Source organism: Duganella aceris (assembly GCF_011090165.1).
GTDB classification, from domain to species: Bacteria; Pseudomonadota; Gammaproteobacteria; order Burkholderiales; family Burkholderiaceae_D; genus Rugamonas; species Rugamonas aceris.
In genome coordinates, this window is the sequence record NZ_JAADJT010000002.1 from 545,296 (window position 1) to 570,054 (window position 24,759).

The window sequence follows — 24,759 nt, forward strand, 5'->3', positions numbered from 1 at the left end:
GATATTTCTGAATGCAATAGTTGTAATTTAGAAAAATAAATTACTCAAAAGCTATTCTATCAGATTCTCACTTGTTGGCAAATAGAAAAAAAGGGAGGCTTTCGCCTCCCTTCTCTTTGCTTCGCCGACGCTTAGTTTTGCGTCAGGAAGGTCTTCAGCTTGTCCGAGCGAGACGGCTGGCGCAGCTTGCTCATGGCCTTGGCTTCGATCTGACGGATACGCTCGCGGGTCACGTCGAACTGCTTGCCCACTTCTTCCAGCGTGTGGTCGTTCGACATTTCCACGCCGTAGCGCATGCGCAGCACCTTGGCTTCGCGCGGGGTCAGCGAGTCCAGCACTTCCTTGATGACGTTGCGCATCGAGGCGTGCAGCGCGGCGTCCAGCGGCGCCAGCGTGGTGTTGTCTTCGATGAAGTCGCCCAGTTGTGAATCGCCGTCCTCGCCCATCGGCGTTTCCATCGAGATCGGCTCTTTGGCGATCTTCATGATTTCGCGGACTTTGTTTTCCGGCATTTCCATCTTGACCGCCAAGGTCGCCAGGTCCGGCTCGCTGCCGGTTTCCTGCATGATCTGACGCGAGATGCGGTTCATCTTGTTGATCGTCTCGATCATGTGCACCGGCACGCGGATGGTGCGGGCCATGTCGGCGATCGAACGGGTGATCGCCTGGCGGATCCACCAGGTGGCGTAGGTCGAGAACTTGTAGCCGCGACGGTATTCGAACTTGTCGACCGCCTTCAGCAGACCGATATTGCCTTCCTGGATCAGATCCAGGAACTGCAGGCCACGGTTGATGTACTTCTTGGCGATCGAAATCACCAGACGCAAGTTGGCGACCGTCATCTCACGCTTGGCCTGGCGCGCGCGTTTTTCGCCGGCGGCCATCTGCTTGTTGATCTTGCGCAGGTCGGCCAGCGGCAAGGCGACGCGGGCTTGCAGGTCGATCATTTTCTTTTGCAGCTCTTTCACCGCCGGCACGTTGCGGCCCAGGATGGCGCTGTACGGATACGCGCTGTCGACTTCGCCGTCGACCCAGTCCAGATCCGTCTCGTTGCCCGGGAACACCTTGATGAAGTGGGCGCGCGGCATGCCGCATTTGTTCACGCACAGCTCCAGCACGGCGCGCTCGATGTGGCGCACTTCCTCCATTTGGCCGCGCAGCGTGTCGCACAGCTTCTCGACCACCTTGGCGGTGAAGCGGATGCCCAGCAGCTCGGCGGAAATGGTTTCCTGCGCGGCCACATAGGCCTTGGAGCCGTAGCCGCCGGTGGCCTTGCGCATTTTTTCGAACTGGGTCGAGATCACGTCGAACTTCTCCAGCGCGGCTTTTTTCAGCTGCGCCAGTTGCTCGGTCGAGAAGCCGGCCGCGCCGCCGTTGGCGTCGCCGTCCTCTTCCTCGATCTCTTCTTCCTCTTCCTCGTCGTCTTCCGACGCGGCGGCCGGCGCGGCGGCGGCGGCCGGGGCGCTGCTGGTCTCGTTCAGGTCGACGAAGCCGTCCACCACTTCATCCACCTTCAGTTCGTCGGCTTCGATTTTCTTGGCCAGCGCGACGATTTCGGAAATCGTGGTCGGGCAGGCCGAGATCGCCTGGATCATGTCCTTCAGGCCGCCTTCGATGCGTTTGGCGATTTCGATCTCGCCTTCGCGCGTCAGCAGCGCCACGGCGCCCATTTCACGCATGTACATGCGGACCGGGTCGGTGGTGCGGCCGAAGTCGGAATCGACGGTCGACAACGCGGTCGCGGCGGCCGCTTCCACTTCGTCGTCCGAGGTGACGGTGGCGACGCTGTCGGTCAGCAACAACGAATCGGCTTCCGGGGCGCGCTCGTAGATGGCGATGCCCATGTCGTTGAAGGTCGCGATGATGCCTTCGATCGCTTCCGGGTCGACGATGTTTTCCGGCAGCTGGTCGTTGATCTCGGCATAGGTCAGGAAGCCGCGCTCCTTGCCCATGTTGATCAGGTTCTTGATCTGGTTGCGGCGACGCTCCAGGTCTTCGGCCGAGCTTTTCGGATCGACGCCCAGCAGGTCGGCGGCGCCGCCCTTGGCCTTGCGCTCGCGCGCCTTCGACACCGCCTTCAGTTCGGCGCGCTCGACCGCGTTCAGCGCCGCGACTTCGTCGTTTTCCGGCGTGAATTCGGACGGCTTGCGGCCGCGGCGGCCCGGCACCTTGACGCTCGGCAGCAGGTAGCCGGAGGTGTCGATCGACGCCAGCGTGGCGGCGTCGGTGACCTGGCTGACCACCGGACCGGCGGTGACGATGACCGCCGGCGCCGGTTCAACCTTGGCCTTGACCAGTTTGGATTTCGGCGCGGCCTTGACCACCACGGTCGGCACCGACGCTTCGGCGTCGCCGGACGCGACAGCGGCTGCGGCGGCGCTCTTGCGCGCGACCTTGACGGTCTTGACCGCGCCGTCGCCCGCCTCGGCCTCGGCCGCCAGCACGTCGGCCTGGGCCGCTTCGGCGGCGGCGCTCAAGCGGGTTTTCTTCTTGACCACCGTTACTTTGCTCGCTGCCTCTTGCGCATTATCGATCACATAAGATAAAGTCGTCTTTGGCACCACCAATTGCGCGGTACTGGCGCGGGCGGCAGGCTTCTTGACGGACAACGTTAAAGTTTTCGGCGTTTTTGTCATTAAAAATCTCTCAATGCTTGTATCGTCGGAAATTACAAAATAGCGAACCCCGCGCCGACCGCGAAGGTGCGCTTGGATTGGAAATGTTGTAAATTCGCTGACGATTAACTGCGGAATAAAAAAAGCCCGTTTCCACCACGGGCTTGTTTCTCTTATTCAGGGAAGAATGAGGAGAAGGCAAAGTTGAAGGGCTAGTACCCTTGTCAGACCGTCCGAATCGCATCCTGTACCAAACTGAACCGCACCGTCTTGCTCTGGTGCGTCGTGCATTATACACGTTTTGATCCGCGAACGCATCCACCCCGTCGGCGGGAGCCGTGAGCAAACCGACACGATAGCCTAAAATGCACTGCATTCCGGTGGTCCGCATGATATGCTGGCGCCTCTTGCTTAACCTACGAAGTCGATGAACACTAGCCTCACCCCACAGCCTGCGGCGACCGAGCCAGCAACCACGGCCGCCGCTCCGGCGCCTGCCGCCCTGACCCCGCGCAGCCTGCTGAAACAACTGCAAACCCAATTCCCCGCGTTCCGCGATTTCCTGCCTTTGTCGATCGGTATCGACAAACAGATTCTCGCCGTGATGCCCGAACTGGACCGTAAGACCATGCGCACCGCGCTCGGCATCCACACCGGCTCGCTGCGCTACCTGAAAGTCATGGAAAAAGCCAAGCTGCGTCACGATCTGGACGGCACCGCCGGCGCCGAAGTGACCGACACCCACCGCGCCCACGCGACGCAGGTGCTGCAGGACCGCTTCAAGAAAGAAGCCGAGCGCAAGAAAGCCGAACGCGACGCGGCCGCCGCCGAAGAGGCGGCGCGCGTGCGCGCCGACAAGCTGAACCAGCTGACCGCGAAGTTCTCGCGCAAGGGCTGAGTTGGATAGCCCGCGTCCGGCTAACCAGCGCCCCGAAACGGAAGCGGAGCTGCCGCCCTACGACGGCATCCGCATCGCCGACGTGCAGATGGTGGTGACGCCGGAGCAAGCCGTCGCCGCGCGCGACGCGCTGCTGGGGGTCGACGCCATCGGCTTCGATACCGAATCGAAGCCGACCTTCACCAAAGGTGAAACCTCGACCGGCCCGCATCTGATCCAATTCTCGACCGACGACAAGGCGTATCTGTTCCAGATCGGCGCCCGCACCGATCCGCAGACGCTGGCCGTGCTGCAGGCGATCCTGGAGCCCGCGGCGCCGCTGAAGATCGGCTTCGGCCTGGCCGACGACGTCAAGCGCCTGCACGCCAAGCTGGGGCTGCGCGCCGCCGGCGTGGTCGACCTGTCGGTGGCGCTGCGCACGCCCGGCCAACGCAACGACCTCGGCGCCAAGACCGCCGTCGCCAAGTTCTTTGGCCGCAAGCTGCAGAAGTCCAAAAAGATCTCCACCACCAACTGGGCGCTGCCGCGCCTGAACGACAAGCAGATCCTGTATGCGGCCGACGACGCCCAGGTCGCGCTGCGCGTCTACCGTCACTGGATCGCCGAGGGCGGCAAGTTGCCGCCGCTGCGGCCGGTCAAATTGCCGCGTCCGCCCAAGGTCGAATAGCCCATTTGGCCTCTGTCTTTTTTGGCAACACAGGTATATCCTTGCGGAACCGCCTGACAGAGGAACAGCATGCCCACTTTTTCCGCCGCCCGCCTGCACGCCGCCCTGCTGCTGGCCGGTGTCTGCCTCGGCGCCAGCGCCGCCGCGCCAGCCACTTTGCCTGACACCCTGGAGCAGCGCGTCGCCGCCTGCCTGGCCTGCCATTCGGTCAAGGAGCGCGGCGACGCCTTCTTCCCGCGCATCGCCGGCAAGCCGGCCGGCTACCTGTACAACCAGCTGCGCAACTTCCGCGATGGCCGCCGCCACTATCCGATGATGACCTATATGGTCGATCACCTGCCGGACGCCTACCTGCGCGAGATCGCCGACTACTTCGCCGCCCAGCATCCGCCCTACCCGCCGCCGCAGGCCGGCAGCGGCGCCAGCGCCACCACGGAATCGCTGGCGCGCGGCGAAGCGCTGGTCAAGCAAGGCGACGCGGCCAGGCACATCCCAGCCTGCGTGGCCTGCCACGGCGCCGCGCTGACCGGCGTCGAACCCGCCATACCCGGCCTGGTCGGCCTGCCCAGCGACTACATCAACGCCCAGTTCGGCGCGTGGAAGAACCAGACCCGCCGCGCCGCCGCGCCCGACTGCATGGCCGACATCGCCGCGCGCCTGTCGGCGGCCGACGTGGCCGCCGTCTCCGGCTGGCTCAGCAAGCAACCGCCGGACGCCGCCGCCCGGCCCGGCGCCGCCTCCAGTATCGCCCTGCCGCTGCCGATGGCTTGCGGCAGCGTACCGGCACAATAAGGGGTGGCGTTCATGAAAAAAACTATTTATATCGTTATCGCGCTGCTGGCGTTGGCTGTCATCGGCAACCTGTTCTGGACCGGCGACGATGTCGGCCCGGCGCCGAGCGTCACCGCCACGCTGGCGCCGGAACAGAAGATCGCCCGCGGCGCCTACCTGGCCAAGGCCGGCGACTGCATGGCTTGCCACACCACGCGCGGCGGCCAGCAATACGCCGGCGGCCGCGCGCTGCAAACGCCGTTCGGCAGCGTGGTCTCGCCGAACATCACCTCCGACCGCGACACCGGCATCGGCGGCTGGAGTGCGGACGAATTCTGGCGCGCGCTGCACAACGGCAAATCGCGGGATGGCCGGCTGCTGTATCCGGCGTTCCCCTACACCAATTACACCCGCATCACGCGCGACGACGCCGACGCGCTGTACGCCTACTTCCAGTCGGTGCCGGCGGTGCGGCAGGCCAACCTGCCGCACCAACTGCGCTTCCCGTACAACCAGCAATTCATGCTGGCGGCGTGGCGCGCGCTGTACTTCAAGCCGGCGGTGTTCCGCGAAGACAGCAAGCAGTCGGTGGACTGGAACCGGGGCGCCTACCTGGTGCAGGGACTGGGGCATTGCAGCGCCTGCCACAGCGCCCGCAACCAGTTGGGCGCGAGCGACGGCGAAGGCTTGTCGGGCGGCCTGATCCCGGTGCTGGGCTGGTACGCGCCGTCGTTGAACGCCAACGCCGAGGCGGGACTGGGCGAATGGCTGCAGCCGCACATCGCGCAACTGTTGAAGACCGGCGTCTCGCCGCGCGCGACGGTGTTCGGGCCGATGGCCGAGGTGGTGCGGGAAAGCCTGCAATATCTGAGCGATGCCGACATCAACGCGATGGCGGTCTACCTGAAAGCGCTGCCGAGCGAAGGCGGCAAGTCGGATTATGAACGGGAGAAGGCGCCGGAAGCGGTGGCCTTCCTCGCGGCCGGGGCCAAGCTGTACGACAAGCACTGCGTCGATTGCCACGGCGCCGGCGGCGCCGGCCTGCCGCCGGGCTATCCGCCGCTGGCGGGCAACCGGGCGTTGACGATGGAGCAGGCGGTGAACCCGATCCGCATCGTGCTCAACGGCGGCTTCGCGCCAGGCACGGCGGGCAATCCGCGTCCGTACAGCATGCCGCCGTTCAGCCACACGCTGAGCGACATCGAGGTGGCGCAAGTGGTGTCCTACCTGCGCAGCGCCTGGGGCAACAACGCCCCGCCGGTGACCGGCAACGACGTCAACCGCTACCGCGCCATCCCGCTGGATTAGACCGGTGTCAGTGCCGACATTCGGACACGAGTTGAGCCGTAGCTGCCGTTACGGCTCAGCTCGTGTCCGAATGTCGGCACTGACACCGATGCTGTGGAGGCTGGCGGCCTCGTAGGTCGGGATCGCGGTGGAGTCGTTGGGCAGGCGGTCGGGATTGAACCAGCAGCTGTCGATGCCGTAGCGGTTGGCGCCGAGGATGTCGGCGTCCAGCCGGTCGCCGATGATGATCGTTTCGTCCTTGGCGTAGTCGCCGGCCATCCGCATCGCATAGTCGAAGAAGCGGACGTCGGGCTTGGCGTGGCCGCACGCTTCGGATGTGGCGACGAAGGAAATGTACGGCGCCAGCCCCGAGCTGGCGATGCGCCGCTTCTGGATCGCTTCGACGCCGTTGGTGATGATGCCGACCTTGCCGCGCGCCGCCAGCGCTTCGCACAGCGCCATCGCACCATCGAGCAGCACCACCGTGTCCGGCAGCGACTCCAGGTACAGACTGCTGGCGGCCTCGGCATCGAGCGCGATCTCGTTGGCGGCGAAGGTCTTGCGGAAGCGCTCCACCTTCAGGAAATCCTTGCTGACGCTGCCGGTTTCGAAGGCGCGCCACAACACCACGTTGATCGCCTGGTATTGCAGGAAAATCCCCTCCACCTCGCCAAGGAAACCCAGCGTCCGCATGGTCCGCACGAACGACAGTTTTTCGGACGCCTTGAAGTCCAACAGCGTATCGTCCAGATCCAGCAGGAACAGCTTGTACTTGGCCAGCATCATTGCTCCGCGAAGCCGATGCGGTCGGTGGTGGCGTTGCGCGCGTCTTCGATGGCGATCTTGCCGTCGGCCAGCAGCGCGCGCAGCGAGGCGTTCATCGTGTGGCAGCCCTCGCCCGGCTTGTTCTCCATCCACGACCGCAGCGACGACACCTGGCCGCCGGCGATCATCGCGGTCACGTCGGGATGGCTGGTCAGGCACTCGGTGGCCAGATAGTAGCGCTCGCCCTGCAGCGACGGCAGCAGCGCCTGGCACAGCACGCCGCGCAAGGCGTGCGCCAGCGCCTGGGCCTGCGCTTCGCTGTTGCCCAGCAGCCGCAGCATCTTTTGCAGCCCGAGCTCGGTCGAGCGCGCGTGCAGCGAGGCCAGCACCAGCGGACCGGATTCGGCCAGCGCCAGCGCTTCCTGCGCCGTCTGCGCGTCGCGGATCTCGCCGATGACGATCACGTCCGGCCGCTCGCGCAGCGCGTCCAGCGCGCCCAGGTAGAAGCTCTCGACGTCGCCGTCGAAGCCGACCTCGCGCTGGGTGATCACGCATTGGCGCTGCGGGATCAGCGTCTCGACCGGATCCTCGATCGTGATGATGTGGCCGGAGCGATGCTTGTTGATCTCGTCCAGCATCGAGGCGATCGTGGTCGACTTGCCTTGGCAGGTGTCGCCGATGATCAGCACCAGGCCGCTGGTGAGCTTGGCGAAGTTCTGCTCGTGCTGGCGCAACCCCAGCTTGGCCAGCGCCAGCGGTTCCTTCGGAAAGCGGCGGATCACGCAGCCGAGCCGCTTCTTGCCCTGGAAGGTGAAGCAGTTGGCGCGGATGCGGGCGGTGTGCAGGTCGACCGCGCGGTCGAAGGCGCGGTCCTGGATCCGCTCGGCCCAGTTCGGCTCGACCACCTCGAAAAACTCCTGCAACTCCTCGCGCGTGATCGGCGAATCGGTGACCGCCACCAAGCCCTTCGGCTGGCGCAGCATCAGCGGGCTGTTCTGATGAATCAGGATGTCGCTGAAGATCAGCTTGGAATTCAGCAGGTGCAGGATCTGCTCGACGAGCGTGCCGAAGACCGGGTGGTCTTCGTTCTCGATATAGCTCAGGGTGCGTATTTGCGACGACTGGTAATTTTCCATCTGTACTCTGCTCTCCGTGGCTCGGTGTGACTCCTCGGTCGATTATAAGAGAAAAATTGCATCGTCGAAACTATTTCAGCTGCGGACCTTGGGGTATTTGAAGCCGGTGCGCAAGTCCATGCTGAAGCGTTGTTTTCCTTCCGTGACCACCACGTGATCCGGCGGTTCCTCGCCGGCCAGAGGGCGGTAGAACACCGGCAGGCCCTCGCCTTTGCGGATCAGGTCGTCGCAGCGTTCGTAGACGTTGGGGCAGCCGGTCTCGGCCAGCAGTGCCTGCACGATCGGGATCTTCCAGGCGTCGACGCCGGCCGACTGGAACTGGCAGATCAGATAACCCTGCACGCCACCCCAGCTGTCGACCAGCAGGCCGGACAGGCCGTCCTCGTCGCCGCGCACCACCGGCACCAGGTCGTTCGGGCCGGCCGCGCGCACGCTGGCGGCGCGCTTGGCCACGGCGGCCTTGACGCGGCGCTTCATCATGGCGTGGTCGATCGGCTCGTCTTCCTTGTAGGTCCAGATGCGGGCGCTGATTTGCGACTTGGCGTTGTAGGCGGCGCGGCCGATGAACTGGCGCGACGAGGTCTGCACGATGGCGGTGGCGCCGGGCTTGTTCTTTTCCTGCGGCTTGCCGTCGACCTTGTCGATCGCCGAGGCGTAGATCAGGGGGTCGCCGGCCAGCAGGCTCTTTTCCTTGCCCTGTTTGATGGTGATGATAAGCATGTGATTCCAGTAGGTCGTTGTAGCCCGCATGATACCTCATGCGCCGCTGGTTCCCGGCTGGGCGCATTCCAGGCCGCCCAGTGTGCAGTTCGTCGCAGCCGGGTTTCGCCGGGCGCGGCGAGTCCGTAGACTCCCTATCCATACACTAACGAAGGAGAGCAATATGACCCAGCCAGCCACCCGCCGCATCCTGCGCACCCTGTTCCTTGCCGCCGGCCTGTTGGCGCTCGCGGCGCCGATCAACGTCGTCAACGCCGGGCCATTGAGCTGGCTCGGCGGCGGCGAGCGGGTCCAGGGCAACGGCAAGATCGTCAAGCAGAACCGCGACGTGGGCCGCTTCAGCGCGCTGGCCACCAGCGTCGGCGGCAACGTCGAGATCCGCATGGGCGCGACGGAAAGCGTCAGCGTCGAGTCCGACGACAACATCGTGCCGCTGATCGAAACGGTGGTCGAGGGCGGCACGCTGCGCATCCGGCCGGTGCGCAAGGACATGAACCTGGACACCCGCAACATGAAAATCGTGGTGCAGGTGCGGACCCTGGACAAGATTTCGGTGGCGGGGTCGGGCTCGGTCGACGCCAACCAGTTGCGGGTCGAGAATCTGGCGGTCAATGTCGGCGGTTCGGGTTCGATCAATCTGCGCGACATCCAGAGTGAATCGGTGACGGTGGCGCTGGGTGGCAGCGGTGATCTAAAGGCCAGCGGCAATACCGAGCGCATGCAGGTGTCGATCGGTGGCTCGGGCCGGGTGCAGGCGGAGCATCTGGCGGCGCGCACGGCGGCGGTCAGCATCGGCGGGTCGGGCCAGGCGACGGTGTGGGCGGCGAAGTCGCTGAACCTGAGCGTAGCGGGTTCGGGCGACATCGCCTATTACGGCGATCCGTCGGTGAGCAAGAGCGTGGTTGGCTCGGGCACGATAAAGCGGTTGGGCGGTTCGCCGCAGTAAGCGGCGCCGCGCCGCATGGTCACTTGCCGGCGCGTTTGCGTTTGCGCTTGGGCGTCAGGGTCATGGCGTTCACCCAGGCATCAGTCCACTGCCGGGTGTTCTTCGCCGCCTCGCGCTTGACCGCCGCCGTGGCCTGCGCGCGGGCGGTGCCGGCGACGCGGTTGGCGGCGCTGAGAAACGCGCTCATAAACGGATTTTTCATGATGTCACCTCATTTGTGGATGCAGAGCCATCATGACTAAGCGAGCGCCGCCAAGCCATAGGAGAACAGCGGCGACGCTTGTAGGAGCAAGGCTGGCGATCAGCCTTCGGCGGGCTTGCCGCCCTTGACCAGCGATTTGATCCAAGCCTGCAGCTGCTCCGAATCGGCCGAGGATATTTGCTCGGAGACGTCCACCGAAGCAGAGTCACTGCTGATAAGCTCTTGTAAGAGGTTTCGCAACGCGATCGTGCGTCCTTCTTGCAGCCCTTCTTGCAGTCCTTCTCGTCGCCCCTCTTGTCGCCCCTCTTGCCGTCCCTCTTGCCGTCCTTCCTCTCGCCCCTTGGCACGGCCTCTTTCGATGGCTTCGTATTCCAACAGGTCTTCGTAACGTTTGAATTTTTTATCGAATAACATGGTCGGCTCCTCCTCTAAATTTATACTAGTCTCGCTAAATTCCTCCTGCAAGGTCATCCCTAGCCAACGCGTAAGAGTGTCCCGCGCCGCGCGCATGTCCGGCGCGCTCATCCGCTCGGTGAACAAACCTAAAGCGGTACGCATTTCGGCATCGGTGCGGGAACGCATCAAGCGAAACAAGATCGCCACCACATTGCCTTGCTGGTCGGAGCAACCGCGGTGGTGCTGATCGATCAGCAGATATTGTTGCTGCGCTTGCAGATGCTGCAGCCCATCGGGCGCCGGCAACATCAATTCCGCCAACGCCGTGGCGGCATGCCAGGGGCTGCGGCCTCGGTACAGCACGATCGGGAGCACCGGCGGCAGCTTGCCGTGTTTGCTCAGCCTGCGCTGCGCCACCAGATCCTGGTACAGCAGGCCGACATACACCTGCATCCGCAACGCCATCCACCGGTCCGGCCGCGTCTGAAATTCGAGCAGGATGTAGACATAGACCCAATCCCCGCCAATTCGTGCGCGCCAGACGACGTCGTCATGGCGCGTCGTGCCGTGGTCGCTCGCATAGCTGGCGTTCACGCGTTCGAACGCGTCGACCTCCAACCGCCGCGCCCACTCGCCGCTCAGGAAGCCTGCCAGAAGGTCGCGCACGATCTCGGGATGTGCGAAGAGCTGCTTGTAAAGTGTGTCGCTGTTGGCTTTCATGCAAAATATTCTAGCGTTCGGCCCCGTTGACGGGTACGCTTGCCTCAACAAGACAATAACTTTGGGGAGAAATACTTGAACGTCACGACCTCGTCCATCCGCCGCGCCTTCGCGCTGCCCGTTCTGTTGCTGGCCTGCGCCGCCGCCCACGCCGCCCCCGTCATCGCCGTCAAAGCCGCCCACATGGTCGATGTGCGCAGCGGCGCGCTGGTCGACAACGCGGTGGTGTTGATCAGCGGCGAACGCATCACCGCCGCCGGCGCCAACCTCGCCATCCCGCAAGGCGCCGACATCATCGACCTCGGCAACAAGACCCTGCTCCCCGGCCTGATCGACACCCACACCCACATCACCGGCAATCCGGAAGACGCCGGCTACAGTATCGTCGCCATCTCGATTCCGCGCATGGCGCTGGCCGGCGCCAGGAACGCGCTGACCACACTGCGCGCCGGCTTCACCAGCATCCGCGACGTCGGCGCCGACGGCTATGCCGACATCGCGCTGCGCGACGCCATCAACAACGGCGATGTGCCCGGCCCGCGCATCGCCGCCTCCGGCCCGCCGCTCGGCATCACCGGCGGCCATTGCGACGACACCATGCACGCGCCGCAATACAAAGCGACCTCGCTCGGCGTCGCCGACGGCGTCGACGAGGCGCTCAAGGTCACCCGCCGCAACATCAAATACGGCGCCGACGTCATCAAGATCTGCGCCACCGGCGGCGTGCTGTCCTTCGGCGACGATCCGCGCACCTCGCAATACACGCTGGAGGAATTGAAGGCCATCATCGGCGACGCCCACCGCCTCGGCCGCAAGGCCGCCGCCCACGCCCACGGCGGCGACGGCATCAAGCTGTCGGTGCTGGCCGGGATCGATTCGATCGAACACGGCTCCTACATCGACGACGAGGGCATCAAGCTGATGAAGGAGCACAAGACCTACCTGGTGCCGACCCTGTACCTGGGCGACTGGCTGATCGAGAACGCCGAGGCGATCAAGCTGCCCCAGCCGCTGCTGGACAAAGCCAAGGTGGTACTGCCGCTGGCGCGCGTCAACATCGGCCGCGCCATCAAGGCCGGCGTGCCGATCGCCTTCGGCACCGACGCCGCCGTCTACCCGCACGGCCTGAACGCGCGCGAGTTCGCGGTGCTGGTCAAGCTGGGCATGACACCGATCCAGGCGATCCGCACCGCGACGCTGAACGCCAGCGACCTGCTCGGCTGGACCGACAAGGTAGGCACCATCGAAGCCGGCAAGTTCGCCGATCTGATCGCCGTCGACGGCGAGCCCTTGAAGGATGTGAAGGTGCTGGAGCGGGTCCAGTGGGTGATGAAAGGCGGCGCAGTGGTCAAGTAAGACCGCCCGGCCTATCGGGGAGTGTAGTTCAGCGGCTTCACCGTCACCTGCAGCGTGACGGTGTCGTTGAGCTTGCCTTTTTTGCGGAACATCAGCGTGACCGGGATCGAGTCGCCCGGCCTCAACTGGCGCTTCAGGTCCATCAGCATGATGTGATAGCCGCCCGCCGCCAGATCGACCGGCAACCCGGCCGGCAGGTCGATCGCCTCGACCGGATGCATGCGCATCATCTGGCCTTCCATCTTCATCTGATGGATTTCGGCCGTGCCGGCCACGCTGGAACTCACCGTCACCAGCTGCGTATCCTGGCTCGACGTCAGGCGCATGAACAGGCCACTGGCCTTGGCCGACGGCACGGTGGCGCGTATCCACGCGTCGCGCACATCGACCTGGGCCAGCGCCAGCGGCGCGGCGGCCGCCAACAATGCGGCAAGAAGGATGGTTTTCATCCGCCGATTATAGATCAGCGCTCGGCCTTCAGCGTCTCGCGGCCGACTTCCACCGTGGTGACGCCGTCGGTCAGCCAGATCTGGCCGTCCTGGATCGTGCATTGTAGCTGCATCGAGCGCTGCGCCATCTTGGCCAGCTGCTCGGTGGCTTCCGAGTCCAGGTTGATCACGGTCAGGTTCTTGCAGCGCTCGACCTTGTTGGCCAGCGCCTTCCACCAGATGTGGCTGGTGGCCGAGTAGCTGTACACCACCACGTGCTCGGAACGGCCGCAGGCCTTCAGGATCACCTTCTCGTCCGGCTGGCCGACCTCGATCGACAGCTCGATGGCGCCGGTCAAATCCTTCTGCCACAGGTCCGGCTCCTCGACGTCGAACAGGCCCTTGGTGAAGGTCAGCGCTTCGTTGGCGTGGATCGCGAAGGCGATCAGGCGCACCATCATGCGTTCGTCGGTTTCGGACGGATGACGCGCCAGGGTCAGCGCCTGGGTTTCGTAGAAATTGCGGTCCATGTCCGCAATTTGTAAATCAGCTTTGTAGATTGTTGCTTTGAGGGCCATCTGGATTCCGGGGTTATTTAAAGACGACGGTCTTGTCGCCGTTCTGCAAAATGCGGTGTTCGACGAACCACTTGACCGCGCGCGCCAGCACCACGCACTCGACGTCGCGGCCGATGGCCGACAGCGTCTCGGCGTCCATCGAGTGGTCGACCCGCTCGACGTCCTGCTCGATGATCGGGCCTTCGTCCAGGTCGCCGGTGACGAAGTGGGCGGTGGCGCCGATCAGCTTGACGCCGCGATGGTGCGCCTGCGCGTAAGGCTTGGCGCCCTTGAAGCTCGGCAGGAAGGAATGGTGGATGTTGATCGCCTTCCCTTTCAGCGCCGTGCACAGGCCGGGCGACAGGATCTGCATGTAGCGCGCCAGCACCACCAGGTCGACCTGGTGCGTGTTCATCAACTCGATGATCCTGGCTTCCTGCGCCAGCTTGGCTTCCTGCGGCGCGCCGGCGGCCAGCGGCAGATGGTGGAACGGGATGTTGTAGCTGGCGGCCAGCTGGTAGAAATCCATGTGGTTCGACACGATGGCCGGGATCTCCACCGGCAGCAGCCCGCTCTTGTAGCGGAACAGCAGGTCGTTGAGGCAATGGCCGATCTTCGATACCATCAGCATCACGCGCGGCTTGTAATGGGCGTCGCGCAGCTCCCAGTCCAGCTTCATGTCGGCGGCCAGCAGGCCGAAGTCGGCCCGCAGCAATTCATCGTTGACGTGGCTGTCCTCGCGCGCGAAGTGCACGCGCATGAAGAACAGCTTCGATTCGCCGTCGCCGAACTGCGCGGAGTCGATGATGTTGCAGCCGTGCTCGGCCAGGAAACCCGATACGCGATGAACGATTCCGCGCTGATCCAGGCAAGAGAGAGTCAAAATGTATTCGGGATTGCTCATGGCCGCCATAGTGAGAGGTCAAACAAGGAGCGGTATTGTCGCACGGCTGGGCGGATGCGACAAAAATAGCACGATCGTGCAATTTGCGATATAGTGGCCCACACACTCTTTCCGGAGAAATAAGATGACGAACAACGAGACAAATCTGCAATTCCGCCTGGCCGCCCGGCCGGTCGGCATGGTCAAGGACAGCGACTGGCAGCAGGTCAGCGAACCGCTGCGCCCGCTGGCCGATGGCGAGATGCTGGTCAAGGTGCTGTACCTGTCGCTCGACCCGGCCATGCGCGGCTGGATGAACGACGCCAAATCCTATATCCGCCCGGTGGCGATCGGCGAGGTGATGCGTGCCGGCGGCGTCGGCGTGGTGGTCGAGTCGAAGTCGCCGAAGTTCGCGGCCGGCGATCACGTATCGGGCGGCGTCGGCGTGCAGCGCTTCTGGATCGGCGCGGCCGACGACAAGAGCGCCAGCTTCCACAAGATCGATCCGCGTCTGGCGCCGCTGACCACCTACCTGAACACGCTCGGCATGCCCGGCATGACCGCCTACTTCGGCCTGCTCGAATCGGGCCAGCCGAAGGCCGGCGAAACGGTGGTGGTGTCCGGCGCGGCCGGCGCGGTCGGCCAGACCGTCGGCCAGGTCGCCAAGCAGCTGGGCTGCCGCGTGGTCGGCATCGCCGGCGGCAAGGAGAAGTGCGATTTCGTGGTCAATGAGCTCGGCTTCGACGCCTGCATCGACTACAAGGGCGGTTCGGTCAAGGACGGCCTGAAGCAGCACTGCCCGCAGGGCGTGGACGTCTACTTCGACAACGTCGGCGGCGAGATCCTCGACACCGTGCTCACCCGCATCAACATGAAGGCGCGCATCGTCATCTGCGGCGCGATCTCGCAGTACAACAACACCACGGCGGTCAAGGGTCCGGCCAACTACCTGTCGCTGCTGGTCAACCGGGCGCGTATGGAAGGCATCGTGGTGTTCGACTACGCCGACCGCTACCACCTGGGCGTGGCGGCGCTGGGCAAGTGGCTCAAGGACGGCAAGATCAAGAGCAAGGAAGACGTCGTCCAGGGCCTGGAGAACTTCCCGTCGGCGCTCAACATGCTGTTCGAAGGGAAGAACTTCGGCAAGCTGGTGTTGCAGGTCGCCGAAGCCTGATTAAAAAGCCGGGAACCTTCCCGCAACCTCGGCGTCTATCCCTATTCATCCGGATAACGTCGAGGTCACCATGACCAGCCCACATGCCGGCCGTGAGCCGCTCGGCCACCACGCTGGCCGAGGAATTCATGCACGAGGCGCGCGAGCAAACCGTCCGCGCCGCCGAGAAAATGGCCGAGTACCAGCCGGCCAACCAGATACGCCATTGATGGAACTTCCGTCAACCTTGCACCTCTAATCATGCAGAGCAACCGGCCAGCCTGGCCGGTTGCATCTCATCAGGAGGCATCCATGGCTAGCAACTCAGGTAACGATAACAATCAAGGCAAACCCAAAAGCACCGCCAAGCGCGGTTTCGCGGCGATGGACGAGGCGACCCAGCGCAGCATCGCCAGCAAGGGCGGGCAAGCCGCGCACCAGAAAGGCACGGCACACGAATTCGATTCGGAGGAGGCGCGCCGCGCCGGCCAAAAAGGCGGCGAGGCCGTCAGCCGCGACCGCGAACACATGGCGCAGATCGGCCGCAAGGGCGGCGAGAGCCGGCAGTCCGCCGCGCGCGCCAATGCCGAGAAAACCAACGCGGCCGGGCTGGCGCGCAACGCCGGCTCAGAACAAGCTGCCAAGGGCGGCAACCGCCAGAGCGGCAAGTAAGCCTGCATCGCTAGTCGCTAGTGCGCCGCGACATACCACGGCGATGACTGCGGATCCGGCATCGCGAAGGTCTTGCGCATGCGCTCGACCTCCTCCACCGGACTGCGGCCGAACAGCCGCTTGAACTCGCGGCTGAACTGCGACGCGCTTTCGTAGCCGACCTGGGCGCAGGCCGCCGCGACCGAGATCTCGTTGCGGATCATCAGCAGCCGCGCCTGATGCAGGCGGGTCGATTTCAAATACTGCATCGGCGAGGTGCTGGTGACCGCCTTGAAGTGATGATGAAACGTCGCCACACTCATATTGGCTTCGCCGGCCAGTTGATCGACGTCGAGCGCGTCGCTGAACGACGCGTGGATCTTGCGCAGCGCTCGCGCGATCGTCGCGAAGCGTCCCTGCTGCATCAAGGCCGCACGCATCGCGGCGCCCTGCTTGCTGGTCAGCACGCGGAAGTAGATTTCGCGCACCAGCGCCGGGCCGAGCATGGCGGTTTCCAGCGGATCCTGCATCGCGTCGAGCAGGCGCAGCACCGAAGCGCCGAGGCGTTCGTCCATCGCCGTCGACATCATGCCTTGCGGTTCGGCCTGCACGGCCAAGCCCTGCTCCTCCAGTTCCAGCAGCAGGTCGGCGGTGAGCTGGAAATCCAGCCGCAAATAGATCGCCAGCAGCGGCTCCTCGGCGCTGGCCTCGGTCTCCATGGAAAACGGCACGGGCACCGCGACCGCCAGATAGTGCTGCGCGTCGTACACGTAGACCTGCTCGCCGAGAAAGCCGCGCTTGCGGCCCTGGCAGACGATGACGATGCCCGGCTCGTACAGCACCGGCGTGCGGCTCAGCGGGCGGTCGGAGCGCAGCAAGCGCACGTCCGGCAGCGCGGCCAGGTTGTAGCCTTCCACCGGGGCCAGCCGCCGCATCAAGGCCACCATGCGCCGTTGTAGTTGTTTCGCCAAAACTTCCTCCCATTCGATCTGGCCGATTGTAAGCCTGAAAAGACGCCTCCAGCCGCCACTCAGAGAATCAGGCAAATGATGCAGAGCTTCGGACATAGGCGCGCGGCACGCGTCTGACTACCATGGCGGTCATCACTGATCGAAAGGAAAACAGCATGCACAAGACATACTTCATCACCGGCGTCAGCAGCGGCTTTGGCCGCGCCTTGGCCGAAGCCGCGCTGGCGGCCGGCCACAAGGTGATCGGCACCGTCCGCAACGAGCCGGCGCGCGTGGCCTTCGAGGCCGGCCATTCCGGCCGCGCCTTCGGCTATGTACTCGACGTTACCCAATTCGACGCCATCGACGGCGTGGTGGCGCGGGCGCTGGCCGACGCAGGGCCGGTGGATGTGCTGGTCAACAACGCCGGCTACGGCCACGAGGGCATCCTGGAGGAATCGCCGCTGGACGAGATGCGGCGGCAGTTCGACGTCAACGTGTTCGGCGCGGTGGCGATGATGAAGGCTTTGTTGCCGCATTTTCGCACGCGTCGCAGCGGGCATATCGTCAATATCACGTCGATGGGCGGTTTCCTCACCATGCCGGGCATCGCCTACTATGCGGGCAGCAAGTTTGCGCTGGAGGGGATTTCAGAAGCGGTCGGCAAGGAGGTGAGGCAATTCGGCGTGCATGTCACGGCTGTCGCGCCCGGCTCGTTCCGCACCGACTGGGCGGGCCGCTCGATGGTGCGTTCGGAGCGCAGCATCGCCGACTACGACAGCTTGTTCGATCCGATCCGCGACACGCGCGCGCAGCGCAGCGGCAAGCAGCCGGGCGATCCGGCCAAGGCGGCGCAGGCGATACTGGCGCTGGTCGACAGCCCCGAACCGCCGGCCCACCTGCTGCTCGGCAGCGATGCGCTGGCCCTGGTGCGCGACAAGCTAACGCAGCTGTCGAGCGAGTTTGATGCCTGGGAGGCGCTGACCCGCTCGACCGACGCAGACCCAGACGCCGACGCGTAAGCCGATGGCCGACACATGCGCCGATGGGGAAGCCGATGGCCGCTTGTGCCGGCGCCGATGGGAAGCCGATGGCCGCTCGGGCCGACGCCGATGGCCGCTTAAGCCGGCGTGCCGATGATGACGCTGGACGCCTTGAAGATGGCGGTGGCGTCGCCGCCTTCCGCCAGCGCCAGGTTGTCGCCGCTTTCGCGGGTGACGATGGCGGCGATGGTGCCGCCGCCCGGCAACTCGATGCTGACTTCGGTATTCACCGCACCAACCTGCACCCGCGTGATCTTGCCGGCCAAGCTGTTGCGCGCGGAGAATTTCGCCCCGCCCAACTCGGTCACCACAATCACCGACGACGCCTTGATCAGCGCAAACGCCTCGACGCCAACCGCCAGTCCCAGGCTGTCGCTGCTGTCGCGGGTGATGGTGGCCACGATCCGCTCGCCGCCCACGATCTCCAACACCACCTCGTCATTGACCGCGCCCTGCTTCAACGCCACCACCTTGCCACTGAATTGATTGCGTGCACTGGTCTTCATCTTCATCCTCTGTATCAACAGGAAATCGTCGGCCAGCGCATGCGACTGGCCGCTCAGGTGCGCCACGAACTGCCGGTGCGCCGCATCGATCTTGCGGAAGTTCTCCACCAGCTGCGCGCCGCGCGCGGTCAGCCGCGTCCCGCCGCCGCCCTTGCCGCCGGCCGCGCGCTCGACCAGCGGCTCGCCGGCGAGATTGTTCATCGCCTCGATCGCGTCCCATGCCCCCTTGTAGCTGATGCCGACCGCCTTGGCGGCCGCAGTGATCGAACCCTGCTGCGCCACCGCCGCCAGCAACTCGACGCGATCCTGCCCGCCCAGCTTCTGGCCGTCGATCGTCATCCACACATTGCCCTGCAATTCCATTGTCATGCCGCCTCCATGACCGCGATGCTACCATTTTCCATCCGCATCACGTGATCGCCGAAGGCCTGCACGTCCTCCGGATCATGGGTGATCAGGATCATCGGAATCGCCAGCCGCCGTTGCAGGGCGTCCAGCTCGGCGCGCATGCGTCCGCGCAACGCCGGATCGAGCGCGGCGAACGGCTCGTCCAGCAGCAGCGCGGTCGGATGCGGCGCCAGCGCGCGCGCCAGCGCCACCCGCTGCCGTTGGCCGCCGGACAATTGATGTGGAAACTGCTGCGCCACATGCTCCAGCTCGAACGCGGCCAGCCAGTAGCGCACCGCATCGCCGTCCACCCGCGACAGCGGATTGCGCCAGCCGCGCTGCAAGCCGAAGGCGATGTTCTGCCGAACGTTCAGATGGGGAAACAGCGCGTAGTCCTGGAACAGATACGCGACCTGGCGCCGCTGCGCCGCCACGTCGATCCCGGCCTCGCTGTCGAACAGACAGCGGCCGGCGACCACGATGCGGCCCCGGTCCGGCGTCATCAGCCCGGCCACCGCCTTCAGCAGCTGGCTCTTGCCGGCGCCCGACTCGCCGTAGATCACCACCCGCCCGCTGTCCGAGGCGAAGCGCGCCTGCAGGCGGAATTCGCGTCCGTCGGAACGCAGGGTCTTGCCGATGTCGACTTCGATTTGCATGCTCATGCCTGCGGATTGCGGTTGGGCGTCAGTTTGTTGGCGGCGACCAGCACCACCACGCAAACCACGGAGGTGATGATGACCAACAGGTTGGCGGTGTCGTCCTGCCCCGCCTGCACGGCTTCGTACACGGCGATCGACAAGGTTTGCGTCTTGCCGGGAATGCTGCCGGCCACCATCAGCGTGGCGCCGAACTCGCCCATCGAGCGGGCGAAGGCCAGCAAGGTGCCGCCCAGCACGCCGCGCCAGGCCAGCGGCAGCGTCACGCGCAGGAACACGCCGAACGGCGCGATGCCCAGCACCCGCGCCGCCTGTTCATACTGCGTATCGACCGCCTCGAACGCGGCCCGCGCGCCCTTCAGCACCAACGGAAACGCCACCACCGCCGCCGCGATCACCGCCGCCTGCCAGGTGAAAATCAGATTGATGCCGAAGTGCTGCTGCAACCAGGCGCCGATCGGACCGTTACGGCCGATCAGCACCAGCAGGTAGTAGCCCAGCACGGTCGGCGGCATCACCATCGGCAGCGTCAGCACCGCGTCCAGCAGCTCGCGGCCGGGAAAGCGCTTGCGCGCCAGCAGGTAGCCGATCGCCACGCCCAGCACGATATCGATCAAGGTCGCCCAGCAGGCCACCTTGAGCGACAGCCGCAACGCGATCCAGGCCGGTTCGGCGAGAAATCCCCCCACCGCTTACGGGCGGCCGAAACCGTACTTGGCCAGGATCGCCTGACCCGCCGGCGCCTGCACGAAATCGGCGAACTGGCGGCCGGCGGCGGCTTGCGGGCCGGCGGCGATCACCGCGATCGGATACGTGACCGGGGTTTCGGTCGGGATGGTGGCGATCACCTTGACCTTGTCCTTGATGATGGCGGCGTCGGTGGCGTAGACGAAGCCGGCGTCGACTTCGCCGCGCGCGACGTAGTCCAGGCATTGCCGCACCGAGGTGCCGAGGATGGCCTTGGGCTCGACCGCCGCCCACAGCTTGGCCTGCTCCAGCGCGGCCTTGGTGTAGCGGCCCACCGGCACGCTGGCCGGGTTGCCCAGCGTGACGTGGGTGACGGCCGGCAGCGCCAGGTCGTTGACGCCCTTGATCGCGACCTTGCCGGCGATCGGCGCGATCAGCACCAGGCTGTTCGAGGCGAAATTCTTGCGCGTGCCGGCGGCCAGCAGCTTGAGGCCGTCGGCCTTGTCCATCGCGTCCTGGTCGGCGGAGGCGAACACGTCGACCGGTGCGCCCTTGCTGATCTGCTGCACCAGCGGGTCGGAGGCGGCGAAGTTGAACAGCACCTTGTCGCCCGTGTGCTGCTGCTCGTAGGCGGCGCCGATTTCCTTGAAGGCGTTGGTCAGGCTGGCCGCCGCCGACACCGTGATATCCGTCGCCGACGCCGTCGCACCCAGCGCCACCAGTACCACCGCCACACCCGCTTTCAACACTCGCATCGCATCTCCCAAGGATAATTAAACCGCAATATACTCAATTATATAGCGATTCGGCGTGGCCGGTGCTGTGGTACAGTCTCGGCTCGCCACCTTCCCAGCTCCGTCATGTCCTCCCTGAAGTACCTCAGCGCCTATTCCGAACAAACGCAGCAGCAAGTGTCGCAGCTGATCGCCCAGAACAAGCTCGGCGAGGTGCTGCTCAAGCGCTACAGCAAGCCGCACGACCTGCGCACCGACCGCGCGCTGTACCAGTACGTGCAGGAATTGAAGACCGAGTATCTGCGCAACGCCGAGCCGATCAACAAGGTCGAGTACGACAGCAAGATCCACGTGATCAACCACGCGCTGGGCTTGCACACCTCGATCTCGCGCGTCCAGGGCGGCAAGCTCAAGGCCAAGCACGAGATCCGCGTCGCCACCATGTTCAAGGAAGTGCCGCTGGAGTTCCTGCGCATGATCGCCGTGCATGAGCTGGCACACGTGAAGGAAAAGCAGCACGACAAGGCCTTCTACAAACTGTGCACCTATATGGAGCCGAACTATCATCAGTACGAGTTCGACCTGCGGCTGTACCTCACCCAGCTCGACACCGAGGGGCGCAAACTCTGGACGTAAAAAAACCGCTGCGGACAGCGGTTTTTCACGGGTGCCGGATCGCTCAGGCGGACTTGCGGCGACGCGCGGCGAAACCGACCAGGCCCAGGCCGCCCAGCAGCATGGCGTAGGTCTCCGGTTCCGGCACGGCGGTCACATTGATGTTATCGAACGCGTAGATGCGCACCAGTCCTTCGTTCCACGACAGCGAGGTCAGGTTGGTGAAGGATGAGCCGAAGGTGAAGGTCTTCCAGTTGGCGGTGTTGAGCGTGAACGACTGCATCACCGTCGACGAATCCGCCTTGGTGCCGGTGAACGTCACGGTCCAGTTGGAGAAGCTCGGCGCGCGCAGCAGATCGATCGAGCCGATCGAGAAAGCCGAGCCCGCGGTCAGCGTGGTGGTGGCAAGCGAGGTGGCGGCCATCGCGTACGAGCCGGCGTTGTAGGTGATATCCGCGACGACGAGCGAGTTGACCGGGAAAGGCCCCGAACTTTGCAGCGTGAAACCGTCTTCGGTATAGCTGCTTCCGAAAGAACTGCCCAACCAATTGATATGGTTGAGTTGGCTGACCGATGCGGCATCGAAATCGATGGTGGTCGCTTGTGCTCCGACGGCGGTCAGCAGGGTCGCGGCTGCGGCGGCGGTTTTCAGCAAGTTGAGCGTAGTTTTCAAGGCAATACTCCAAAGCGAAGTTTTTATGGTTCCGGACCTGCTTGCAGTCCATCTTGTCCGGTCCGCGATGTCTGGGCGAGGCCGATACTTGCAAGTAAATCACGAAACATTCCAAATTGACATAAATATTTTCAATTTATTATCGCTTGAAAACCGTATTGTTCAGTTCGGAAATGCTTGTGGGGCATGGAGCCAAAAAAACATCATGAAGTGCCTAGGAGTAACGTTGTGTCAACGCGACAGGCGCTGCAACAGCGCTTCCGGTTCGGCCTCGACCATCATCAAGGTGGCGTGCTGCGGGCGGATGAAGCCTTGCTCGGTGGCATGCCGAATGAAGCCGGCCAAGCCGTCATAAAAACCGTCGACGTTGAGCAGGCCGATCGGCTTGGCGTGGATGCCCAGTTGCGACCAGGTCAGCATCTCGAACAATTCCTCCAGCGTGCCCATGCCGCCCGGCATGGCGATGAAGCCATCCGACAACTGCGCCATCATCGCCTTGCGCTCGTGCATGTCCTTGACGATGAACTGGCGCGTCAGGCCGGTGTGGCCCACCTCGCGCTCCACCAGCGCGGTCGGGATCACGCCGGTGACCTCGCCGCCGACGCGCAGGACCTCGTCGGCGATGATGCCCATCAGGCCGACATTGCCGCCGCCGTAGACCAGCGCCAGATCCTGCGCCACCATCGCCCGGCCCAAGGCACGCGCCGCCTCGGCGTAACGGGGCGAGACGCCGGCGTTGGCGCCGCAATACACACAAATCGATTTACTCACGCTGGTTTTTCCTCTTGTAGTTCTTTCTGCGCCGCCGCCTGGTCCAGCCGCTCGGTGGCATCGCGCACCTCGCAACCAACCGCCTGTTCCAGCAAGGCATGCGCCTCCGCCTGCTTCTTCTTCCCTTCCAGCATCAGCAGCGCGCGCGCGTACTGGACCCGGGCGATCGACGAATCGGGACTCAGCGCCAGTCCGGCCTGGAACTGGCGGTAGCCCTCCTCCTTCTTGACGCCATAGGTCAGGCCGGCCAGCACGGCGCCCGCCTTGTCGATGATCTCGGCGTGATACACGCCCAGTGCGACATGCGCGTCGGCGCGGGTCGGCGCCAGCCGCACCGTGGTGTCGAGGCTGCGCTTGACCTTGACGCCGAGGCCTTGCGCCAGCGCCTTCATCACCGAGATGCCGCGCGAATACTGGCCCAGCGCATACGCGTGCCAGTAGTAGCCGGACGGATTGTCCGGCTGCTCCAGCTGCTGCCTCAGACAGCGCTCGGCCACGCATTCGAAGGTGGCCAGCTTTTTCTTTTCGTTCGGTTCCAGGTAGTTGGCGTACATGCAGATGGCCTTGTGCGCCACCGCGTAGCCGTTGACGCCGACGTCCAGGCCGAGCCGCGCGGCCCGTTCGAACTCGCCGGCGTGAAACGCGATCCATGCCTGCACCAGCGCCGGATGGGCCGGGAACGGTTCCTGGTCGCCGCCATGCAGCGTGGCCCAGGCGGCGCGCAAAGTCTCCGGCGTGTAGCGGAACGCTGGATCGGGATACGGAAAGGGGGTCCATGCCATCGCGGCCTCCGTTGAGCTTACTTCAGCTTCTTCAGATATTCTTCGGACAGTTTCTGGAACAGCAAACTGGTCTCATTGCGCAGGTACGGGCCGATCTGCGACAGCACCTGGTAGCAGCCGCGCGCCAGCGCATCGGCCATCGATTGCTGCTCGCTGTATTTGCGCGGGTTGCGCACGTATTCGTACGACAGCCAATAAGTCGCCACCACCACCATATTGGTGGCCATGGCGTCGATGGCGTTGTCGGACGCCTCCAGCGATTTCTCGCTGCGCAAGTCTTCGCACAGCTGCTTGGCCACTTTGATCTTGTGCGCCAGGATTTGCTTGAAGTGCAGTTCGAGCTTGCGGTTGCGCGACAGCAGGTCGTTCAGGTCGCGGTAGAAAAAGCGGTAGCGCCAGATCAGTTCGAACATCAGGTGCAGGTACAGCCAGACGTCCTCGATGTTGGAGCGGCGGCCGTTGGGCACGGTCAGGATGCGTTCGATTTCGGCTTCGAACTGGACGAAGATCGAGTTGACGATGTCGTCCTTGTTACGAAAATGGTAGTACAAGTTCCCCGGCGAGATATTCATCTCTTCGGCGATCACCGTGGTGGTGATGTTCGGTTCGCCGAATTCATTAAACAAGCGCAGTGACAGTTCAAGTATGCGTTCGCGGGTACGGCGGGGTGCTTTTTGTAGCATAGCAAGGAAACCTCTGTTTATTCTCCTGCAAGCATAACACCGATGTCCTGTACAGGTGAACATCCACACGCGAACTACCGTGATCGTCGGCTATTTTTTCGCCGCCTTGCTGGCCGGCTTC

The 24,759-nt window shown here is 64.3% G+C and carries 29 protein-coding genes; 11 read left to right on the top strand and 18 right to left on the bottom strand.

Going from position 1 to position 24,759, the window contains the following annotated elements; all coding sequences use genetic code 11:
• Window positions 1-131 precede the first annotated feature (131 nt).
• On the bottom strand, window positions 132-2,636 hold the full coding sequence (gene rpoD / locus GW587_RS07010; RefSeq protein ID WP_166100323.1) for an RNA polymerase sigma factor RpoD: 2,505 nt from the start codon (window positions 2,634-2,636) through the stop codon (window positions 132-134).
• 406 nt (window positions 2,637-3,042) lie between these two features.
• Between rpoD and GW587_RS07015 the strand changes: the two genes are divergently transcribed.
• From GW587_RS07015 to GW587_RS07030, 4 genes are all read left to right on the top strand, one after another.
• Complete coding sequence (locus GW587_RS07015; protein WP_166100325.1) at window positions 3,043-3,513, top strand: ProQ/FINO family protein; 471 nt, start codon at window positions 3,043-3,045, stop codon at window positions 3,511-3,513.
• 88 nt (window positions 3,514-3,601) lie between these two features.
• On the top strand, window positions 3,602-4,180 hold the full coding sequence (locus GW587_RS07020; protein ID WP_166100507.1) for a 3'-5' exonuclease: 579 nt from the start codon (window positions 3,602-3,604) through the stop codon (window positions 4,178-4,180).
• Window positions 4,181-4,249: 69 nt separating this feature from the next.
• Entirely contained in the window at window positions 4,250-4,972 is a 723-nt protein-coding gene (locus GW587_RS07025; RefSeq protein WP_166100327.1) for a c-type cytochrome, read from the top strand.
• Between the two features lie 12 nt (window positions 4,973-4,984).
• Window positions 4,985-6,259 (top strand): c-type cytochrome, encoded by a 1,275-nt coding sequence (locus GW587_RS07030; RefSeq protein ID WP_166100329.1) that lies wholly within the window; start codon window positions 4,985-4,987, stop codon window positions 6,257-6,259.
• Between the two features lie 48 nt (window positions 6,260-6,307).
• On the opposite strand, the gene GW587_RS07035 is transcribed toward GW587_RS07030, so the two are convergent.
• The 3 genes from GW587_RS07035 to GW587_RS07045 form a co-directional block, all read right to left on the bottom strand.
• On the bottom strand, window positions 6,308-7,024 hold the full coding sequence (locus GW587_RS07035) for a YjjG family noncanonical pyrimidine nucleotidase (RefSeq protein WP_229259319.1): 717 nt from the start codon (window positions 7,022-7,024) through the stop codon (window positions 6,308-6,310).
• On the bottom strand, window positions 7,021-8,139 hold the full coding sequence (locus GW587_RS07040) for a type IV pilus twitching motility protein PilT (RefSeq protein WP_166100330.1): 1,119 nt from the start codon (window positions 8,137-8,139) through the stop codon (window positions 7,021-7,023). Before GW587_RS07040 ends, GW587_RS07035 begins: the two co-directional genes overlap by 4 nt.
• A gap of 75 nt (window positions 8,140-8,214) precedes the next feature.
• A complete protein-coding gene (locus GW587_RS07045) occupies window positions 8,215-8,859 on the bottom strand; it encodes a class I SAM-dependent rRNA methyltransferase (protein ID WP_166100333.1) in 645 nt (214 codons plus the stop codon).
• A 163-nt stretch (window positions 8,860-9,022) separates the two neighbouring features.
• Here GW587_RS07045 and GW587_RS07050 point away from each other — a divergent pair, with 163 nt between their 5' ends.
• Window positions 9,023-9,805: a head GIN domain-containing protein gene (locus tag GW587_RS07050; protein WP_166100334.1), complete on the top strand. Its 783-nt coding sequence runs from the start codon at window positions 9,023-9,025 to the stop codon at window positions 9,803-9,805.
• Window positions 9,806-9,824: 19 nt separating this feature from the next.
• Here the strand turns inward: GW587_RS07050 and GW587_RS07055 are convergent, their stop codons facing one another.
• Complete coding sequence (locus tag GW587_RS07055) at window positions 9,825-10,007, bottom strand: hypothetical protein (protein ID WP_166100336.1); 183 nt, start codon at window positions 10,005-10,007, stop codon at window positions 9,825-9,827.
• Window positions 10,008-10,106: 99 nt separating this feature from the next.
• Complete coding sequence (locus GW587_RS07060; RefSeq protein ID WP_166100339.1) at window positions 10,107-11,123, bottom strand: Rpn family recombination-promoting nuclease/putative transposase; 1,017 nt, start codon at window positions 11,121-11,123, stop codon at window positions 10,107-10,109.
• 75 nt (window positions 11,124-11,198) lie between these two features.
• On the opposite strand from GW587_RS07060, the gene GW587_RS07065 reads away from it, so the two are divergent.
• Window positions 11,199-12,479 carry a Xaa-Pro dipeptidase gene (locus GW587_RS07065; protein ID WP_166100341.1) on the top strand — a complete coding sequence of 427 codons (1,281 nt, stop codon included), beginning with the start codon at window positions 11,199-11,201 and terminating at the stop codon, window positions 12,477-12,479.
• A gap of 11 nt (window positions 12,480-12,490) precedes the next feature.
• Here the strand turns inward: GW587_RS07065 and GW587_RS07070 are convergent, their stop codons facing one another.
• Genes GW587_RS07070 through purU form a run of 3 tightly spaced genes read right to left on the bottom strand, consistent with a single transcriptional unit; the run spans window position 12,491 to window position 14,368 of the window.
• Window positions 12,491-12,928, bottom strand: a complete 438-nt coding sequence (locus tag GW587_RS07070) for a copper chaperone PCu(A)C (protein ID WP_166100344.1) — start codon at window positions 12,926-12,928, stop codon at window positions 12,491-12,493.
• Window positions 12,929-12,942: 14 nt separating this feature from the next.
• A complete protein-coding gene (locus GW587_RS07075; RefSeq protein WP_166100347.1) occupies window positions 12,943-13,485 on the bottom strand; it encodes a YaeQ family protein in 543 nt (180 codons plus the stop codon).
• Between the two features lie 13 nt (window positions 13,486-13,498).
• Window positions 13,499-14,368 carry a formyltetrahydrofolate deformylase gene (gene purU, locus GW587_RS07080; RefSeq protein ID WP_166100349.1) on the bottom strand — a complete coding sequence of 290 codons (870 nt, stop codon included), beginning with the start codon at window positions 14,366-14,368 and terminating at the stop codon, window positions 13,499-13,501.
• Window positions 14,369-14,492: 124 nt separating this feature from the next.
• Here purU and GW587_RS07085 point away from each other — a divergent pair, with 124 nt between their 5' ends.
• The 3 genes from GW587_RS07085 (at window position 14,493) to GW587_RS07090 (ending at window position 16,172) form a co-directional block, all read left to right on the top strand.
• Window positions 14,493-15,521, top strand: a complete 1,029-nt coding sequence (locus GW587_RS07085) for an NADP-dependent oxidoreductase (protein ID WP_166100351.1) — start codon at window positions 14,493-14,495, stop codon at window positions 15,519-15,521.
• A gap of 83 nt (window positions 15,522-15,604) precedes the next feature.
• Window positions 15,605-15,730: a hypothetical protein gene (locus GW587_RS31610; protein ID WP_267878031.1), complete on the top strand. Its 126-nt coding sequence runs from the start codon at window positions 15,605-15,607 to the stop codon at window positions 15,728-15,730.
• An 82-nt stretch (window positions 15,731-15,812) separates the two neighbouring features.
• Window positions 15,813-16,172, top strand: a complete 360-nt coding sequence (locus tag GW587_RS07090) for a KGG domain-containing protein (protein WP_166100354.1) — start codon at window positions 15,813-15,815, stop codon at window positions 16,170-16,172.
• A gap of 17 nt (window positions 16,173-16,189) precedes the next feature.
• Here GW587_RS07090 and GW587_RS07095 read toward each other — a convergent pair whose 3' ends face one another.
• Entirely contained in the window at window positions 16,190-17,098 is a 909-nt protein-coding gene (locus GW587_RS07095; protein ID WP_229259343.1) for an AraC family transcriptional regulator, read from the bottom strand.
• 179 nt (window positions 17,099-17,277) lie between these two features.
• On the opposite strand from GW587_RS07095, the gene GW587_RS07100 reads away from it, so the two are divergent.
• On the top strand, window positions 17,278-18,123 hold the full coding sequence (locus GW587_RS07100; RefSeq protein WP_166100361.1) for an oxidoreductase: 846 nt from the start codon (window positions 17,278-17,280) through the stop codon (window positions 18,121-18,123).
• A gap of 98 nt (window positions 18,124-18,221) precedes the next feature.
• Here GW587_RS07100 and GW587_RS07105 read toward each other — a convergent pair whose 3' ends face one another.
• The 4 genes from GW587_RS07105 to modA are packed head-to-tail and all read right to left on the bottom strand — an operon-like array spanning window position 18,222 to window position 21,135.
• Window positions 18,222-19,013 carry a TOBE domain-containing protein gene (locus GW587_RS07105; protein ID WP_207393382.1) on the bottom strand — a complete coding sequence of 264 codons (792 nt, stop codon included), beginning with the start codon at window positions 19,011-19,013 and terminating at the stop codon, window positions 18,222-18,224.
• A gap of 2 nt (window positions 19,014-19,015) precedes the next feature.
• Complete coding sequence (locus tag GW587_RS07110) at window positions 19,016-19,693, bottom strand: ATP-binding cassette domain-containing protein (protein ID WP_166100365.1); 678 nt, start codon at window positions 19,691-19,693, stop codon at window positions 19,016-19,018.
• Window positions 19,694-19,695: 2 nt separating this feature from the next.
• Window positions 19,696-20,382: a molybdate ABC transporter permease subunit gene (gene modB, locus GW587_RS07115; RefSeq protein WP_166100368.1), complete on the bottom strand. Its 687-nt coding sequence runs from the start codon at window positions 20,380-20,382 to the stop codon at window positions 19,696-19,698.
• A gap of 3 nt (window positions 20,383-20,385) precedes the next feature.
• Window positions 20,386-21,135 carry a molybdate ABC transporter substrate-binding protein gene (gene modA, locus GW587_RS07120; RefSeq protein ID WP_166100370.1) on the bottom strand — a complete coding sequence of 250 codons (750 nt, stop codon included), beginning with the start codon at window positions 21,133-21,135 and terminating at the stop codon, window positions 20,386-20,388.
• A 105-nt stretch (window positions 21,136-21,240) separates the two neighbouring features.
• On the opposite strand from modA, the gene GW587_RS07125 reads away from it, so the two are divergent.
• The gene (locus tag GW587_RS07125) at window positions 21,241-21,750 is read left to right on the top strand and encodes a YgjP-like metallopeptidase domain-containing protein (protein WP_166100373.1); all 510 of its coding nucleotides are present in this window, start codon (window positions 21,241-21,243) and stop codon (window positions 21,748-21,750) included.
• 43 nt (window positions 21,751-21,793) lie between these two features.
• On the opposite strand, the gene GW587_RS31200 is transcribed toward GW587_RS07125, so the two are convergent.
• The 4 genes from GW587_RS31200 to GW587_RS07145 all read right to left on the bottom strand — a co-directional run bounded on the left by GW587_RS31200 (window position 21,794) and on the right by GW587_RS07145 (window position 24,638).
• Entirely contained in the window at window positions 21,794-22,402 is a 609-nt protein-coding gene (locus GW587_RS31200) for a PEPxxWA-CTERM sorting domain-containing protein (RefSeq protein WP_229259320.1), read from the bottom strand.
• A 231-nt stretch (window positions 22,403-22,633) separates the two neighbouring features.
• On the bottom strand, window positions 22,634-23,173 hold the full coding sequence (locus tag GW587_RS07135) for an LOG family protein (RefSeq protein ID WP_166100376.1): 540 nt from the start codon (window positions 23,171-23,173) through the stop codon (window positions 22,634-22,636).
• Entirely contained in the window at window positions 23,170-23,955 is a 786-nt protein-coding gene (locus GW587_RS07140) for a hypothetical protein (RefSeq protein WP_166100379.1), read from the bottom strand. The genes GW587_RS07135 and GW587_RS07140 overlap by 4 nt, the downstream gene beginning before the upstream one ends.
• Before the next feature lie 17 nt (window positions 23,956-23,972).
• Window positions 23,973-24,638 carry a TetR/AcrR family transcriptional regulator gene (locus tag GW587_RS07145; protein ID WP_166100382.1) on the bottom strand — a complete coding sequence of 222 codons (666 nt, stop codon included), beginning with the start codon at window positions 24,636-24,638 and terminating at the stop codon, window positions 23,973-23,975.
• Between the last annotated feature and the right edge of the window lie 121 nt (window positions 24,639-24,759).

What these genes read in the sequence shown, in the direction of transcription:
- GW587_RS07035 (WP_229259319.1), bottom strand. Translation starts at nt 7,024, where the DNA reads ATGATGCTGGCCAAGTACAAGCTGTTCCTGCTGGATCTGGACGATACG.
- GW587_RS07100 (WP_166100361.1), top strand. Translation starts at nt 17,278, where the DNA reads ATGCACAAGACATACTTCATCACCGGCGTCAGCAGCGGCTTTGGCCGC.
- GW587_RS07040 (WP_166100330.1), bottom strand. Translation starts at nt 8,139, where the DNA reads ATGGAAAATTACCAGTCGTCGCAAATACGCACCCTGAGCTATATCGAG.
- rpoD (WP_166100323.1), bottom strand. Translation starts at nt 2,636, where the DNA reads ATGACAAAAACGCCGAAAACTTTAACGTTGTCCGTCAAGAAGCCTGCC.
- GW587_RS07060 (WP_166100339.1), bottom strand. Translation starts at nt 11,123, where the DNA reads ATGAAAGCCAACAGCGACACACTTTACAAGCAGCTCTTCGCACATCCC.
- modA (WP_166100370.1), bottom strand. Translation starts at nt 21,135, where the DNA reads ATGCGAGTGTTGAAAGCGGGTGTGGCGGTGGTACTGGTGGCGCTGGGT.
- GW587_RS07015 (WP_166100325.1), top strand. Translation starts at nt 3,043, where the DNA reads ATGAACACTAGCCTCACCCCACAGCCTGCGGCGACCGAGCCAGCAACC.
- GW587_RS07070 (WP_166100344.1), bottom strand. Translation starts at nt 12,928, where the DNA reads ATGAAAACCATCCTTCTTGCCGCATTGTTGGCGGCCGCCGCGCCGCTG.
- GW587_RS07125 (WP_166100373.1), top strand. Translation starts at nt 21,241, where the DNA reads ATGTCCTCCCTGAAGTACCTCAGCGCCTATTCCGAACAAACGCAGCAG.
- GW587_RS07075 (WP_166100347.1), bottom strand. Translation starts at nt 13,485, where the DNA reads ATGGCCCTCAAAGCAACAATCTACAAAGCTGATTTACAAATTGCGGAC.
- GW587_RS07105 (WP_207393382.1), bottom strand. Translation starts at nt 19,013, where the DNA reads ATGGAATTGCAGGGCAATGTGTGGATGACGATCGACGGCCAGAAGCTG.
- GW587_RS07055 (WP_166100336.1), bottom strand. Translation starts at nt 10,007, where the DNA reads ATGAAAAATCCGTTTATGAGCGCGTTTCTCAGCGCCGCCAACCGCGTC.
- GW587_RS07030 (WP_166100329.1), top strand. Translation starts at nt 4,985, where the DNA reads ATGAAAAAAACTATTTATATCGTTATCGCGCTGCTGGCGTTGGCTGTC.
- GW587_RS07090 (WP_166100354.1), top strand. Translation starts at nt 15,813, where the DNA reads ATGGCTAGCAACTCAGGTAACGATAACAATCAAGGCAAACCCAAAAGC.
- GW587_RS07045 (WP_166100333.1), bottom strand. Translation starts at nt 8,859, where the DNA reads ATGCTTATCATCACCATCAAACAGGGCAAGGAAAAGAGCCTGCTGGCC.
- GW587_RS07095 (WP_229259343.1), bottom strand. Translation starts at nt 17,098, where the DNA reads ATGGTGGCCTTGATGCGGCGGCTGGCCCCGGTGGAAGGCTACAACCTG.
- GW587_RS07085 (WP_166100351.1), top strand. Translation starts at nt 14,493, where the DNA reads ATGACGAACAACGAGACAAATCTGCAATTCCGCCTGGCCGCCCGGCCG.
- GW587_RS07020 (WP_166100507.1), top strand. Translation starts at nt 3,602, where the DNA reads ATGGTGGTGACGCCGGAGCAAGCCGTCGCCGCGCGCGACGCGCTGCTG.
- GW587_RS07140 (WP_166100379.1), bottom strand. Translation starts at nt 23,955, where the DNA reads ATGGCATGGACCCCCTTTCCGTATCCCGATCCAGCGTTCCGCTACACG.
- GW587_RS07050 (WP_166100334.1), top strand. Translation starts at nt 9,023, where the DNA reads ATGACCCAGCCAGCCACCCGCCGCATCCTGCGCACCCTGTTCCTTGCC.
- purU (WP_166100349.1), bottom strand. Translation starts at nt 14,368, where the DNA reads ATGAGCAATCCCGAATACATTTTGACTCTCTCTTGCCTGGATCAGCGC.
- GW587_RS31610 (WP_267878031.1), top strand. Translation starts at nt 15,605, where the DNA reads ATGCCGGCCGTGAGCCGCTCGGCCACCACGCTGGCCGAGGAATTCATG.
- GW587_RS07145 (WP_166100382.1), bottom strand. Translation starts at nt 24,638, where the DNA reads ATGCTACAAAAAGCACCCCGCCGTACCCGCGAACGCATACTTGAACTG.
- GW587_RS07025 (WP_166100327.1), top strand. Translation starts at nt 4,250, where the DNA reads ATGCCCACTTTTTCCGCCGCCCGCCTGCACGCCGCCCTGCTGCTGGCC.
- GW587_RS07110 (WP_166100365.1), bottom strand. Translation starts at nt 19,693, where the DNA reads ATGCAAATCGAAGTCGACATCGGCAAGACCCTGCGTTCCGACGGACGC.